Source organism: Ruminococcus sp. YRD2003, assembly GCA_900109435.1.
Lineage (GTDB): Bacteria > Bacillota > Clostridia > Oscillospirales > Ruminococcaceae > Ruminococcus > Ruminococcus flavefaciens_G.
This window is the reverse complement of the sequence record FNZT01000008.1, coordinates 16,705-31,008: the sequence shown is the minus strand read 5'-3', so window position 1 is coordinate 31,008 and position 14,304 is coordinate 16,705. Positions and strand designations below refer to the sequence as shown.

Annotated in this window: 11 protein-coding genes and 1 pseudogene; all 12 read left to right on the top strand. The window is 54.9% G+C overall.

Annotated elements, in window-relative coordinates; genetic code table 11:
• Positions 1-125: 125 nt before the first annotated feature.
• Complete coding sequence (gene infC / locus BMX22_RS07365; protein WP_074741835.1) at positions 126-650, top strand: translation initiation factor IF-3; 525 nt, start codon at positions 126-128, stop codon at positions 648-650.
• A gap of 36 nt (positions 651-686) precedes the next feature.
• A complete protein-coding gene (gene rpmI, locus BMX22_RS07360) occupies positions 687-890 on the top strand; it encodes a 50S ribosomal protein L35 (RefSeq protein ID WP_031561753.1) in 204 nt (67 codons plus the stop codon).
• Positions 891-949: 59 nt separating this feature from the next.
• Positions 950-1,303, top strand: a complete 354-nt coding sequence (gene rplT, locus BMX22_RS07355) for a 50S ribosomal protein L20 (protein WP_074741834.1) — start codon at positions 950-952, stop codon at positions 1,301-1,303.
• Positions 1,304-1,413: 110 nt separating this feature from the next.
• A complete protein-coding gene (locus tag BMX22_RS07350) occupies positions 1,414-2,211 on the top strand; it encodes a TrmH family RNA methyltransferase (RefSeq protein WP_143055494.1) in 798 nt (265 codons plus the stop codon).
• A gap of 23 nt (positions 2,212-2,234) precedes the next feature.
• Positions 2,235-3,470: a DNA-processing protein DprA gene (gene dprA / locus BMX22_RS07345; protein ID WP_074741833.1), complete on the top strand. Its 1,236-nt coding sequence runs from the start codon at positions 2,235-2,237 to the stop codon at positions 3,468-3,470.
• An 18-nt stretch (positions 3,471-3,488) separates the two neighbouring features.
• The gene (gene topA / locus BMX22_RS07340) at positions 3,489-5,570 is read left to right on the top strand and encodes a type I DNA topoisomerase (protein WP_074741832.1); all 2,082 of its coding nucleotides are present in this window, start codon (positions 3,489-3,491) and stop codon (positions 5,568-5,570) included.
• Positions 5,567-6,892 (top strand): methylenetetrahydrofolate--tRNA-(uracil(54)-C(5))-methyltransferase (FADH(2)-oxidizing) TrmFO, encoded by a 1,326-nt coding sequence (gene trmFO / locus BMX22_RS07335; protein ID WP_074741831.1) that lies wholly within the window; start codon positions 5,567-5,569, stop codon positions 6,890-6,892. Before topA ends, trmFO begins: the two co-directional genes overlap by 4 nt.
• Positions 6,870-7,889 (top strand): phosphate acyltransferase PlsX, encoded by a 1,020-nt coding sequence (gene plsX, locus BMX22_RS07330; RefSeq protein ID WP_074741830.1) that lies wholly within the window; start codon positions 6,870-6,872, stop codon positions 7,887-7,889. The genes trmFO and plsX overlap by 23 nt, the downstream gene beginning before the upstream one ends.
• Positions 7,882-8,574 (top strand): ribonuclease III, encoded by a 693-nt coding sequence (rnc, locus tag BMX22_RS07325; protein WP_177172985.1) that lies wholly within the window; start codon positions 7,882-7,884, stop codon positions 8,572-8,574. The genes plsX and rnc overlap by 8 nt, the downstream gene beginning before the upstream one ends.
• Positions 8,561-9,556, top strand: a complete 996-nt coding sequence (locus BMX22_RS07320; protein ID WP_143055493.1) for an elongator complex protein 3 — start codon at positions 8,561-8,563, stop codon at positions 9,554-9,556. Before rnc ends, BMX22_RS07320 begins: the two co-directional genes overlap by 14 nt.
• Positions 9,557-9,560: 4 nt before the next feature.
• Complete coding sequence (smc, locus tag BMX22_RS07315) at positions 9,561-13,133, top strand: chromosome segregation protein SMC (RefSeq protein ID WP_074741829.1); 3,573 nt, start codon at positions 9,561-9,563, stop codon at positions 13,131-13,133.
• A gap of 22 nt (positions 13,134-13,155) precedes the next feature.
• Positions 13,156-14,058: pseudogene (gene ftsY, locus BMX22_RS16845) on the top strand (signal recognition particle-docking protein FtsY); the annotation flags it as partial.
• Between the last annotated feature and the right edge of the window lie 246 nt (positions 14,059-14,304).

Here is a 14,304-nt window from a genome sequence, read left to right as displayed (position 1 = left end):
AGGCTATGCTTAAACGGTCAATATGTGAGTAGGAACGTGCGGCTCGCCGTGCGGTCTTAAACGTGTATTGTGTGAGTGCGGATAATTCCGCACTCATTTTTGTTTTATTTTATAACCGGAGGTGCTTGAAGATTAGCAAACAGGAACTGCAGATCAACGAAGATATTCGGGATAAGGAAATTCTCGTTATCGACGCTGACGGAACTAAGCTTGGAACGATGTCCGCCAAGGACGCCCAGAAATTAGCCTTTGATCAGGATCTTGACCTCGTGAAGATCGCTCCGCAGGCAACACCGCCCGTGTGCCGTATCATGGACTACGGAAAGTATTGCTTCGAGCAGGCTAAGCGTGAAAAGGAAGCAAGAAAAAATCAGAAGATCGTTTCTATCAAGGAGATCCGTATGTTCTCGACGATAGATACCCACGACTTTGAAACAAAGGTGAATCAGGCTGTCAAATTCTTACAGGGCGGAGATAAGCTCAAGGTATCAGTGAGATTCCGCAAGAGAGCTATCGCTCACCCCGAGCTCGGCGCTGAGCTGCTCGACCGCTTCAAGGAAGCTCTTTCAGATGCAGGTACTGTTGATAAGCCGGCTAAAATGGAGGGACGCAGCATCGTTATGTTCGTCAGTCCCAAAACAAATAAGTAAGAACACGAAAGTTCTTAATCAAGGAGGATATTAACAATGGCAAAGGTTAAGGTTAAAACTCACTCGGGCGCTAAGAAGCGCTTCAAGATCACCGGTACTGGCAAAGTAAAGTACCAGAAGACCAACAAGAGACACAGACTTACTCAGAAGGATACCAAGCGCAAGAGAATCGCTCGTACAGCAGGTGTTGCAGGCAGCGCTAACGCTCCTACCATCAAGAAGCTCGTTCCCTATATGTAATTGTCGGGAGCAACGCTCTCAAAAACGCTTACTTAATTTTTATTTGGAGGTAAAAGACTATGGCACGTATCAAAGGTGCAATGATGACTCGCAAGAGAAGAAATAAAGTTTTAAAGCTCGCTAAGGGCTACTGGGGCGCTAAGAGCAAGCACTTCAAGATGGCTAAGCAGGCCGTTATGAAGTCCGGCAACTACGCTTACATCGGAAGAAAGCAGAAGAAGAGACAGTTCAGACAGCTCTGGATAACAAGAATCTCCGCTGCTGCTAAGCTCAACGGTATGAACTACTCTACTTTCATGAACGGCTGCAAGAAGGCTGGCATCACTCTCAACAGAAAGATGCTCTCCGAGATCGCTATCACCGATGCAGCAGGCTTCTCTGCTATCGCTGAGAAGGCTAAGGCTGCTCTCTAATCAAGAATATCAACACGCTCCTTATCATTATAAAGAGCGTGTTTTCTTGTAGAAGGCAGGTGTTGTTCCTGCCTTTTACAGGTCATTTTCCATGGCGCGGAGGTGTAGGATTGGAGAATATCATTACCTCTAAGGATAATCCCGTTATCAAGCTGTATCAGAAGCTCTCCTCATCAAAAAAAGAGAGGCTTCAGTACGGCTTATTCGTGTTGGAGGGGCTTCGCATCGTTGAGGATGCTCTGAAGGAAAAGGCGAGGGTGACTCACCTGATATTTACAAGACAGGCTTTTGATAAGTTTGGTGATGTGCATTTGCAGGCTGATTTGAGAGATACAAAAACTCTTGTCATTTCAAATGAGCTTGGCAATAAGATCGCTTCTACAAGTTCTACTCAGGGCGTGTTCGCTATTTGCGGCATACCCGCGGAGAGAACTCCCGTCTTTGCCGACAACGGCAGATATGTCGTGCTCTTCGGCTTGCAGGACCCAGGAAATGCAGGTATGATAATCCGTACCGCAGACGCTCTCGGTATCGACGGCATCTTTATGTGCGGGAGCTGCGACCTCTACAGCCCGAAGGTCATACGCTCGACTATGGGGTCGGTGTTCCGCGAGAATATCTATATCACCGCCGACGAGGACGAGCTCTTCGATGTGCTCAAAAAAGGCGGGGTGGCGACTTCTGCCGCGGTCATTGACACCGACGCGGAAAAGGTCACCGAATGCGGCTTTGAGAGGCGGCAGGCGGTCTTCATCGGGAATGAGGGCAACGGTCTGCCAGACGAGGTCGCCCGAAGATGCGACAGGCGCGTGACTATCCCTATGAACGGCACTATAAATTCGCTCAACGCTGCTATGGCTGCGGGTATCCTGATGTGGGAGCTCAAAAAGCAGGCTCCGTTCAGATAACGGCGGATACGGGGAGGCTTGTTATGGATAATAAGAAATACTGGCTGTGGCTGACTATGGTCTTCGGTATCGGCAGCCGCAGGATATGGGAGCTGATGTCGCTCTATGAGACTCCCGATGAGGCTTACAGCGAACTGCGCTCGGGGAGCTGCATGGTGCGGCTCGGCGAGAAGGAGCGCTGTGCTGTGGCGGCAACCGATATAGATGCGGCTGAGCGCGTCCTTGCGGAATGCGACAGGAAGGGTATCCGTACGGTCGGCTACAGCTCGGAGGACTATCCTCCGCAGCTCAGACATATAATGAATCCGCCCGCAATACTCTATTATATCGGCGATATCTGCTGTCTGACGGGCACGCGGACGGTCACTGCCGTCGGAGCTCGTAAGGCTGACGGCTACAGCCTGCGGGTCACGGAGAGGATATGCTCCGAGCTCGCGGCAAGAGGCGTGGTCATTGTGAGCGGTTTTGCTGTGGGCGTGGATATAACTTCACACCTGGCGGCGGCTTCGCAGGGCAGACCTACCGCTGCGGTACTGGGCTGCGGCGTTGATGTGGACTATCCGCGCGAGAATTTCAGCCACCGCGACGAGATACTCGAGGCGGGCGGCGTATTCATCAGCGAATATCCGCCCGGTACTTCGCCTCATGCGGGAAACTTCCCGAAAAGAAACAGGATATTGGCTGCTCTCGGACGCGCGACCGTCGTTTTCGAGGCTTCCGAGAAGAGCGGCTCGCTTATCACGGCTTCACTCGCCGCCGAACAGGGCAGGGAAGTATTCTGCCTCCCGCCTGCCGATATATTCAGCAATGCCTATTCGGGCAATGCGGCTCTGCTCGGTGAGGGCGCTGTGCCGTTTTTCAGCTCCGCAGATATTGCTTCCGTGTTCGGCTACGGGTCTGTCGTTTACGAAGAGGTGCGCTCGGAAGCCTACGGCATCCTCAATGAGGACGAGCGACCGCTGAAAGTCCACAGGCACAGAATGATGAAGAAGGTCTCTGCACTGGAGACTTACATCGCGGGGAATGCTGCTGATATCGACGGCGGGGAGGAAGCTTCGCCTGAGCCGAAAAAGCCTGATGTGCAGCTCGACGGCGTTCAGAAGCAGATAGCCGACGCTCTCGCGGAGGGGGCTCTGCACGCGGATATCCTCGCGCAGAGACTCGGTCTGGACAGCTCGGAGCTGATGACCGAGCTCACCGAAATGGAGATACTCGGTGCAGTCAGAGCACTGCCCGGTAAGATTTATGAAAAACTTTAATGAGGGGTACAAAGGCAAATGTCAGACTTAGTAATAGTTGAGTCGCCTGCAAAGGCAAAAACAATACAGAAATATCTCGGCAAGGGCTACAAGGTGGTAGCTTCGATGGGTCACGTCCGCGACCTGCCGAAGTCGAAGCTCGGAGTTGACACCGAGCACGATTTCGCTCCGCAGTACACGGATATGAAGGGCAAGGAGGACGTCATAAACGACCTCAAAAAGTGCGCGAAGAAGAGCGGAAAAGTCTATCTCGCGACCGACCCTGACCGCGAGGGAGAGGCTATATCATGGCATATAGCGCAGATGCTGAAGCTCGACATGAACGACAACAACCGCGTTGCATTCAACGAGATAACAAAAACGGGCGTTCAGAACGGTATGAGCAACCCGCACAAGATAGATGTCGACCTCGTCAACGCTCAGCAGGCAAGACGTATACTCGACAGGCTCGTGGGCTATAAGCTCAGTCCGTTCCTGTGGAAAAAAGTGAAGCGCGGTCTGTCGGCAGGACGCGTGCAGTCGGTCGCGGTGCGCCTTGTGGTCGACCGCGAGAACGAGATACGCAAGTTCGTGCCAAAGGAATACTGGTCTGTGGACGCGAAGTTCACCGCTCCCGCTTCGAGAAAGGTGTTCGAGGCGGCTCTTGTCACTGTGGACGGCAGCAAGCTCGAGATACCCAATAAGGCAGAGGCAGACCGCCTCCTTGCAAGGCTCGAGGGAGCACAGTATGAAGTGACGTCCGTTAAGAAGAAGATAACCAAGAAGCAGCCCGCTCCGCCGTTCATTACTTCGACGATGCAGCAGGAGGCTTCACGCAAGCTCGGATTCAGCGCAAAGCGTACCATGAAGGCTGCGCAGGAGCTGTACGAAGGCGTCGACGTCGAGGGTATCGGTGCGGTAGGTCTCATCACTTACATGAGAACCGACAGTCTGCGTATCTCCGAGGAGGCGAAGGCGGCTGCCGCTCAGTACATCAGCACTGTTTACGGCAGCGAGTACCTCCCCGAGAAGCCAAGAGTTTTCAAGACAAAAAGCAATGCTCAGGACGCGCATGAGGCAATACGTCCCTCTACTCCCGAACTCTCGCCCGAGCGCGTGAAATCGGGTCTGACGAGCGACCAGTTCAAGCTCTACAAGCTCATCTGGGAGCGCTTCATCGCAAGTCAGATGGCTAATGCTCTGCTCGATACGGTGTCGGTGGATATCGAGGCGAACGGCTGTACATTCCGTGCGTCGGGGTATTCCGTCAAGTTCGACGGCTTTACGAAGCTGTATGTCGAGTCGACCGACGGTGCCGACGAGAACAAGAAAATGCTCCCGCCCCTTGCGGTCGGAGACAATGTGAAGCTCAAATCTGTAACGGGCAATCAGCACTTCACTCAGCCGCCTCCGCGCTATACCGAGGCTTCGCTCATAAAGGCGCTCGAGGAGAACGGCATCGGCAGACCGAGTACCTACGCTCCGACTATCACGACCATTACGGCGCGTCAGTACGTCGAGCACGAGGGTAAGGCGCTGAAGCCCACTAACCTCGGCGAGGTCATCACAGAGCTGATGAAGGAGCACTTCAAAGAGATCGTAGACGCGAAGTTTACCGCTGAGATGGAGAATAACCTCGACGAGATAGAGCACGGCGTCAAGGACTGGGTAAGTACACTGCATGAGTTCTATGACGGGTTCTCCTCTACTCTCAGCAAGGCTGAGGAGGCTATGGAGGGCAAGCGCGTCAAGGTGCCCGACGAGGAGACCGATGTCATCTGCGAGGTCTGCGGACGAAATATGGTCATCAAGTACGGCAGGTACGGCAAGTTCCTTGCGTGCCCAGGGTTCCCCGAGTGCTCGAATACAAAGAAGATAGTCACCGAGACAGAGGGCAGCTGCCCGAGATGCGGCAAGAAGATGCTCCTCAAAAAATCAAAGAAGGGCAGAAGCTTCTACGGCTGTGAGGGCTTCCCCGAGTGCAACTTCATGACGTGGAACGTCCCGACGGCAGAGGTTTGTCCCGACTGCGGAAAGACGCTGTTCAACAAGGGCGGCAAGTCGGGCAGGCTCGTCTGCGAGAATGAGGGCTGCGGCTATGAAAGAGAGCTGAAAAAATGACGAAAGTCAATGTTATTGGAGCAGGGCTCGCGGGCTGTGAGGCGGCGTGGGCGCTTGCAAGGTACGGGATAGGCGTGCGGCTCTTTGAGATGAAGCCGAAGAAGTTCTCTCCCGCACATAAATACGGCGGGTTTGCCGAGCTCGTGTGCTCGAATTCACTGAAGGCCGCAAGGCTCGAATCGGCGGCGGGACTTCTGAAAACAGAAATGGAGATGCTCGGCTCGCTGACTGTTCCCTGTGCGAAGGCGAATTCCGTCGAGGCGGGAGGTGCCCTTGCGGTCGACCGTGAGAGGTTCTCCGACAGCGTGACCGAGAAGATAAGGAACTGTGAGCTCATTGAGGTCATTGAGCAGGAGGTCACCGAGCTCCCCGAGGGCGTTACCATAATCGCTACAGGTCCGCTTACGTCGGGGGCTCTCGCAGAGGAGATACGGAAGCTCTGCGGCGAGGGGCTCAGCTTCTACGACGCGGCGGCTCCGATAGTCACATATGAGAGCCTCGACATGGAGAAGGTGTTCTTTGCTTCGCGCTATGACCGCGGAGATGCCGACTATATCAACTGCCCCATGGACAAGGAGGAATACCTCGCGTTCTACAGGGCGCTTATCGGCGCGGAGCGCGTTCAGCTCAAGGATTTCGAGACTCACCCGTTCAGCGTGTATGAGGGCTGTATGCCGATAGAGGAGCTTGCTTCCCGCGGCGAGGATACGATGAGATTCGGTCCGATGAAGCCCGTCGGTATCACCGACAAGCGCACGGGCAGGCGTCCGTATGCGGTGGTGCAGCTCAGACGCGAGAACCGCGAGGCTACGCTGTTCAACCTTGTCGGCTTCCAGACAAACCTCAAATTCGGCGAGCAGAAGCGTGTGTTCTCGATGATACCCGGGCTCGAAAATGCCGAGTTCATGCGGTTCGGAGTTATGCACAGGAATACGTTCATCAACAGTCCCGTTCTGCTCAATGCCGATTTCTCGATGAGGGAGCACCCCGATATATACTTCGCGGGACAGATGACGGGAGTCGAGGGGTATATGGAGTCCGCAGCAAGCGGTATCATCGCGGGTACGGCTGCCGCAAGACGGCTGCTCGGGCTCGAGCCGATACAGCTCCCGAAGGATACCATGACGGGGGCACTCTGCGCTTACATCAGCGACCCGTTCAATGACGGAAAATTCCAGCCTATGGGGGCGAATATGGGTATACTTCCCGATATCGGCGAAAGAATAAAGGATAAGAAGGAAAAGTACGGCGTTTACGCAAGGCGTGCCGTTGATTCTCTGCAAAGGGAGCTTGATAGGATTGGCTGTAACAGTAATAGTTGACGCTTTCGGAGGGGACAGGGCTCCCCTCGAGGTGCTGAAAGGCTGCGAGAAGGCAGTGCGCGAGCTCGGGACAAAAATAGTCCTGACAGGCAGCGCCGCGAAGATAAAAGAGTGTGCCGCTGCGCATAAGATAAGCCTCAGCGGGATGGAGATAGAGCACACCGATGATGTTTTTGATATACATGACGAGCCGAAGGAGATAATCAAGTCGGGGAAGGATTCCTCGATGGCTGTCGGGCTGCGCCTCCTCGCCGAGGGCAGGGGAGACGCTTTCGTTTCAGCGGGCAGCACGGGCGCTCTCGTTATGGGCGCGACCTTCATCGTCAAGCGCATCAAAGGTATCAAGCGGGTCGCTCCCGCACCTATGCTGCCGACGAATAAGGGCAGCTTCATTCTTCTCGACGCGGGCGCGAATGTCGAGTGCAGACCCGAAATGCTGATGCAGTTCGCGGTCATGGGCAGCGCTTATATGGAGAAGGTGGTCGGCGTGAAGTCGCCGACTGTCGGACTACTGAATGTCGGAGCGGAGGACACCAAGGGCAGAGAGCTCGAGATAGAGGCGTACAAAATGCTGAAGGAGTCGGGACTCAACTTCCTCGGCAACGTCGAGGCGAGAGATGTCCCCGAGGGCGACTGTCAGGTCGTTGTGACCGACGGCTTTACGGGCAATATCGTACTCAAGCTCTACGAGGGCGTTGCCTCGCTCTTCGGGAACAAGGTCAAGTGGCTGTACTCGGGTACGGGCAGGATAGGTGCGCTGTTCTCGCTCGGAAAAATAAAGCTTTTCAAGAAGCAGATGGACTACCGCGAGACGGGCGGGTCGGTGCTCCTCGGAGTGAGAAAGCCCGTCGTCAAGGCACACGGCAGCTCGGACGCATATGCGTTCTTCAACGCCATAAAACAGGCTCAGAAGTGCGCGGAGGAAAACATCACGGCGGCTATCGCGGATTACGTGAGCGGTATGCCGTCGGCTGACAAGGAGCAGGAAAATGTGTGATATTGCTAAATTTGAGGAAATAATAGGATATACGTTCAAGGATAAGCAGCTCATCAGGCAGGCGCTCTCTCATTCGTCATACGCGAACGAGAAAAAACACCCCAACGGCAGCAACGAACGCCTCGAATTTCTCGGGGACAGCGTGCTCTCGATAGTCGTGTCGGACTACCTCTACAAGCACCTCACGAGCGTTGCGGAGGGCGACCTCACCAAGCTGAGGGCTTCTCTCGTCTGCGAGAAGAGCCTGCATATTTTCGCTAAGCAGATAGACCTCGGAGATTTCCTCCTCCTCGGCAAGGGCGAGGAAAATACGGGCGGGCGCGAGCGTCCCTCCATTCTCGCTGACGCCTTTGAGGCGGTCATCGCGGCTATATATCTCGACGGCGGCATGGAGGCTGCAAGAAAGCATATTCTCCGCTTCATACCCGACGACCTCGAGCATGATGCCAAAAAGGCTTTCAGTGACTTTAAGACCGTGCTTCAGGAGGTCGTGCAGAAGAATCCCGAGGAGAAGGTCGAATATGTCCTCATCGGTGAGGAGGGCCCCGACCACAACAAGCGCTTCGTGGTCGAGGTGATGCTCAATTCACAGGTGATAGGCAAGGGCAAGGGCAGAAGCAAAAAGGAAGCAGAACAGCTTGCCGCTAAGGAAGCGCTCGAGCTTATGGGCTATGAAGCACAGTAACATCTCGATATTCATTCCGCACGTCGGATGTCCGCATCAGTGCAGCTTCTGCGACCAGCGGACGATAAGCGGCGCTCAGCACCTCCCCGACGGGGACGAGGTGAGGGCAGTGTGCGAAAAGGCGCTCGCGGAGGTTAGTTCGCCCGAGGATACCGAGATAGCGTTCTTCGGGGGCAGCTTTACGGCTATACCGCGCGATTATATGACCGAGCTTCTTGACGCGGCGAAGGATTTCGTCGGCGCGGGGAAGTTCAGGGGCATTCGCTGCTCGACGCGTCCCGACTGTATTGACTTTGAGGTGCTCGGCATTCTCGCAAGGAGCGGCGTGACCGCCATAGAGCTCGGTGCGCAGTCGATGAGCGACAGAGTGCTCGGAATGAACGAGCGCGGACACTCCGCAGAGGACGTTGTGAACGCTGCGGCGATGATAAAGCAGTGGGGATTTGAGCTCGGCTTGCAGATGATGATAGGTCTGTACGGCAGCACGCGCGAGGACGAGCTGCTCACTATGCACAGGATAGCGGAGATACGTCCCGATACGGTGCGTATCTACCCGACGGTCATACTGCGCGGGACACGTCTTGCGGAGCTGCTCGAAAACGGTGAGTACGTGCCGATGAGCTTCGATGAGGTCGTGGATATTGCGGCTTCGGGACTTGTCATGTTCGAGGGCAGCGGCATTCGCGTGATAAAGTGCGGTCTGCACGCCAGCGAATTCGTCGAGCGGGACATGGTCGGAGGTTTCTACCACCCTGCTTTCCGCGAACTCTGCGAGGGCATGATATATCGGTACAATATGAGCTTTCAGATAGAGCAGTCAGCGGGCGGTGACAGGTTCGTCTTTGCTGTGGCTCCGTCGTGCATTAGCAAGGCGGTCGGACAGAAGAAGTCCAACATTGTTTTTTTCGCCCGCAGGGGCATAGACATAAAGGTCATCGGGGACGAGAGCGTCCCGAAATATCAGTGCGAGCTGAGGAGGTGAGCGGGTGTACCTTAAATCATTGGAAATTCAGGGATTCAAGTCGTTTCCCGACAAGATAAGCCTTACTTTCGACAAGGGACTTACCGCGGTAGTAGGTCCGAACGGCAGCGGAAAAAGTAATATCGGCGATTCCGTGCGCTGGGTACTGGGAGAGCAGTCGACCAAGACCCTCCGCGGAAACAAGATGGAGGACGTTATTTTTTCCGGTACTGTTGCGCGCAAGCCTATGGGGTTTGCCGCCGTTACGCTGAATATCGACAACTCCGACAGGACTCTCGCCGATATGGAGGACGAGGTCGCGGTCACTCGAAAGCTCTACAGGAGCGGCGAGAGCGAATACCTCATAAATGGCAGACCCTGCCGCCTTAAAGACATAAACGAGCTCTTCATGGATACAGGTCTCGGACGCGACGGCTACTCCATTATCGGGCAGGGGCGTATCGCAGAGATAGTCGGTGCCAAAAGCAGCGAGCGCCGCGATATCTTCGAGGAGGCTGCGGGTATCTCAAAATTCCGCTATAAGAAGCTCGAGGCTGAGCGCAAGCTCACTGCGGCGCATGAGAATATGCTGCGTCTCACGGATATCCTCGCCGAGCTCGAGGGTCGCGTAGAGCCGCTGCGTATACAGTCGGAAAAGGCGGAGAAGTTCATCAAGCTCGCTGAGGAGAGAAAACGCCTCGAGATATCCGTGTGGATAGCGCGCCTCGATGAACTGAAGGAGAAGCTCACCAAGCTCGATGAGAAGATACTCGTCAGCAAGGGTGAGTACGAGAACCTCGAAAATGACATCGAAAAAGAGGAGCAGCGCTTGCAGGACGGATTCCGCCGTATGCAGGAGTGTACGATGAAGTCGGACGAGCTGAGACGAAAGATGCTCGAGGAGGAGCAGTCTTCGTCGCAGAAGAAGGCGGATATCGCCGTTTTTGAGAACGATATCAGCCACTGCGAGTCCGCTATCGAAGCAGCTAAGCAGAGCATTGCGGAGTCGGGGAAGACGAAGTCCGACCTCGAAAAAAGAAGGGCTGAGACTGAAAAGAAGATAGAAGATTTACGCTCAGAGCGCGAGAGGCTCGGAGCTGAGATAGCTGATGTTAAAGCTAAGTTCGAGAAAGCCGAGGAGAAGAACAATCAGCTCGGCGATAACGTCGACAAGGCGGGCAGCGAGATTAACGAGCTCTACATAAAGCAGAGCGAGTTCAAGTTCGCGGCGGAGGCTGCAAGACAGTCTATCACCGACGAGGAGACGCGTCTCGCGGAGATGCGCGAGAAGTCAGGCGATACCGAAAAGGCTCTCGCCGAGTACGACGCGAAAATTTCCGAGAATGAGAAGCTCTCGGTGAAGAATGAAGAGCATTCCGCGGAGCTCACAAACAGGCTCAGCGGTCTCGAAAGGCTATACAGCTCCCGAAAAGAGGGCTTCGAGCGCACTAAGGAGGAGTTCGAGAAGGTGCTCTTCGAGCTCAAGGACAAGCAGCAGCGCAGGAAGATACTCAGCGACCTCGAAAACAATATGGAGGGATTCGCAGGAAGCGTCAGGCAGGTGCTCAAAGCCTCTAAACAGGGACGTATTCGCGGCGTGCTCGGTACAGTTGCGCAGAATATCAGCGTCGAGCCCGAATATGCGGTCGCGGTGGAAACTGCGCTCGGCGGTGCGATGCAGAATATCATCGTCGAGAACGAGGACATCGCAAAAAGATGTATACGCTTCCTCAAGGAGCAGCACGGCGGACGTGCCACTTTCCTGCCGCTGACTTCCGTAAAGGGCAATGAGCTCCGTGAGCAGGGGCTCGATAACTGCGACGGCTTCGTTTCGCTCGCGAGCAGGATAGTCAGCTACGATGACAGATTCTCGGGCATTATCGCTTCGCTCCTCGGCCGTATCGCCATTGCCGAGGATATCGACGCCGCTACCCTCATCGCCAAGAAGTACGGCTATAAGTTCCGTATCGTTACCCTTGACGGTCAGGTCATTAATGCGGGAGGTTCGTTCACGGGCGGTTCGGCTGTGAAGTCGGGCGGCGTGATCACCCGCAAGAATGAGATCGAAAAGCTCGATTCCGAGATAGAGGCTCTGACTGCTAAGCGCGATGAACTCAGTGCCAAGACCGAGAAGCTGCGTGCGGAGTCCGAAAAGCTCAGATTCGACACCAATGCTGCCAAGTCGGAGATCGCCGATGCGGAGGCTGAGGCTGTGCGTCTGAGGGCGGAACTTTCAAGCCTTAATTCCCTGAAAGAGCACCTCACCTCGCAGAGCAGGGATTCCGACAGACTGCTTACGGAGTCCGAGCAGAGGATCGCTGCGGCAAAGCAGACTATCAAGGACGCGGAGTTGTCGCTCGCGGAGACCGATAAGCTCATCAGAGATGCCGAGGAAAAGCTCGCACAGGGGCAGGACAGCCGCGAAAAGCTCAGAATGGAACGCGCGGAGCTCTCGCAGAAGCTCTCCGATATGAAGATCCACGGTATCGAGATAGATAAGGATATCCAGGCCCAGCAGGAAGAGATAAAGCGCGTGGATGAGCAGCTCGCGGAGCTCGGGCAGGGAAACCGCCACTTCGAGGACGAGATAAAGCGTCAGGAGAAGCTCATCGCCGAAAAGCAGGGCGACATCGCTAAACTCAGAAATGAGCTCGACAGCATGAAGTCGAATTCCGACACCTACCTCGCGGATATCGCGCGGTATCAGTCGATGCATACCGAGCAGAACAGGCTCGTCAACGAGATACAGAACGGTATGAAGGGACTCAACGAGGCGAAGGAAAAGCTCTCGGGCGAGGTAACAAGGCTCGAGGAGCGCCGCGAGTCCGTGGAGCGTGACTCCGATTACATCATAGGTCAGCTCCGTGAGGTGTATCAGCTCAACCGCAGCGAGGCTGTGGAGCTCGCGGAAAAGCTCGAGGACGTCACTGCCGCTCAGGCTGAGCTCACCACGATAAAGAACAAGATACGCGCACTCGGAAGCGTCAACGTTGCCGCTATCGAGGAGTATAAGGAAGTGTCGGAGAGATACGGGTTCATGTCGGGGCAGCTCGCGGATGTGCAGAAGTCCAAGAGCGAGCTCGAGAAGATAATCGCCGACCTCACTGAGGAGATGTGCAGGATATTCTCCGAGAGCTTCCGCGTGATAAACAGCAATTTCAAGGAGATATTCGTCGAGCTCTTCGGCGGCGGCAAGGCGGAGCTCATCCTCTCAGACCCCGAGAATGTGCTCGAATCGGGCATTGAGATTAGCGTTGCTCCTCCAGGTAAGGTCATCAAGAACCTTATCTCTCTCTCGGGCGGCGAGCAGTCGTTCGTGGCTATAGCGATATACTTCGCCATACTCAAGCTCAGACCCGCGCCGTTCTGCATTCTCGATGAGATAGACGCCGCTCTCGATGAGGTGAACGTCAGAAAGTATGCGCAGTATCTGAAAAAGTTTACGGATACTACGCAGTTCGTGCTCGTTACTCACAGACGAAGCGCTATGGAGGAGGCAAACGTCCTCTACGGCGTGACTATGCAGGAGGACGGTATCTCTAAGCTCCTCAAAATGGAGCAGGTGGACTTCCAGGAAGATGTTGCCGATGTACAGTAAAGCTGAATGAAAAGAGGATAATATGGGTATTTTTTCTAAGATCGCACAAGGACTGAAAAAGACCAAGGACAGCTTCATAGGCGGTCTGCAAAAGGTCTTCAACTCCTTCACAAAGATAGACGAGGAGCTCTTCGAGCAGCTCGAGGAACAGATGATCATGAGCGATATCGGCGTGGATACTTCCGTCGAGATATGCGACCGCGTAAGAAAAAAGGTCAAGGAGCGCGGTATCACCGACCCGCAGGAGATAATGGAACTCATTCACGAGGTCATCTCCGAGATAATGGGCGACGATACGGGGCTTGACCTCACTAAGTCTCCCGCGGTTATCATGGTAATAGGCGTCAACGGCGCGGGCAAGACCACCACTATCGGCAAAATGTGCCACCAGTTCAAGAATGAGGGCAAGAAAGTCCTCGTTGCGGCGGCGGATACCTTCCGCGCTGCCGCTATCGACCAGCTTCAGGTGTGGACTGAGCGCGCGGGTGTCGAGATAGTAAAGCACGCTGAGGGCAGTGACCCAGGTGCGGTAGTGTATGACGCTCTCGATGCGGCGAAGGCACGCGGCTGCGACGTTGTCATCATCGACACCGCGGGAAGGCTCCACAACAAGAAGAACCTCATGGAGGAGCTCAAAAAAATAAACCGTATCATCGACAGCAAGGCCGAGGACTGCTCGCGTGAGGTGCTGCTCGTGCTCGATGCGACTACGGGTCAGAATGCCGTCAGTCAGGCTAAGCTGTTCAGCGAAACTGCTCCGATTACGGGTATTGTGCTCACAAAGCTCGACGGTACGGCAAAGGGCGGCATCGTTATCTCTATCAAGAACGAGCTCGGCATACCCGTAAAGCTCATCGGCGTCGGCGAGAAGATCGACGACCTCCAGCCCTTCGACAGCCGTATGTTCGTGGACGCGCTCTTCGATATGCCCGAGCCCGAGGAGGACGAGGAAGAGGAAGAGACTGCTGCTGCATCTGAGGACGAGGAGGCTGAGAGTTCCGAGTATGAGGCGGACAACGAGTCCGAGGAAGATGAGGACGCTGAGTACGACGAGGACGATGATGAGGATGACGAGGACGATGACGAAGATGATGAGTCCGATGATGAAGATGAGTCCGGCGATGATGAGGACGAGTCCGACGATGATGACTCCGACGATGATGACGAAGAG

What these genes read in the sequence shown, in the direction of transcription:
- rpmI (WP_031561753.1), top strand. Translation starts at nt 687, where the DNA reads ATGGCAAAGGTTAAGGTTAAAACTCACTCGGGCGCTAAGAAGCGCTTC.
- BMX22_RS07320 (WP_143055493.1), top strand. Translation starts at nt 8,561, where the DNA reads ATGAAGCACAGTAACATCTCGATATTCATTCCGCACGTCGGATGTCCG.
- topA (WP_074741832.1), top strand. Translation starts at nt 3,489, where the DNA reads ATGTCAGACTTAGTAATAGTTGAGTCGCCTGCAAAGGCAAAAACAATA.
- rnc (WP_177172985.1), top strand. Translation starts at nt 7,882, where the DNA reads ATGTGTGATATTGCTAAATTTGAGGAAATAATAGGATATACGTTCAAG.
- dprA (WP_074741833.1), top strand. Translation starts at nt 2,235, where the DNA reads ATGGATAATAAGAAATACTGGCTGTGGCTGACTATGGTCTTCGGTATC.
- rplT (WP_074741834.1), top strand. Translation starts at nt 950, where the DNA reads ATGGCACGTATCAAAGGTGCAATGATGACTCGCAAGAGAAGAAATAAA.
- trmFO (WP_074741831.1), top strand. Translation starts at nt 5,567, where the DNA reads ATGACGAAAGTCAATGTTATTGGAGCAGGGCTCGCGGGCTGTGAGGCG.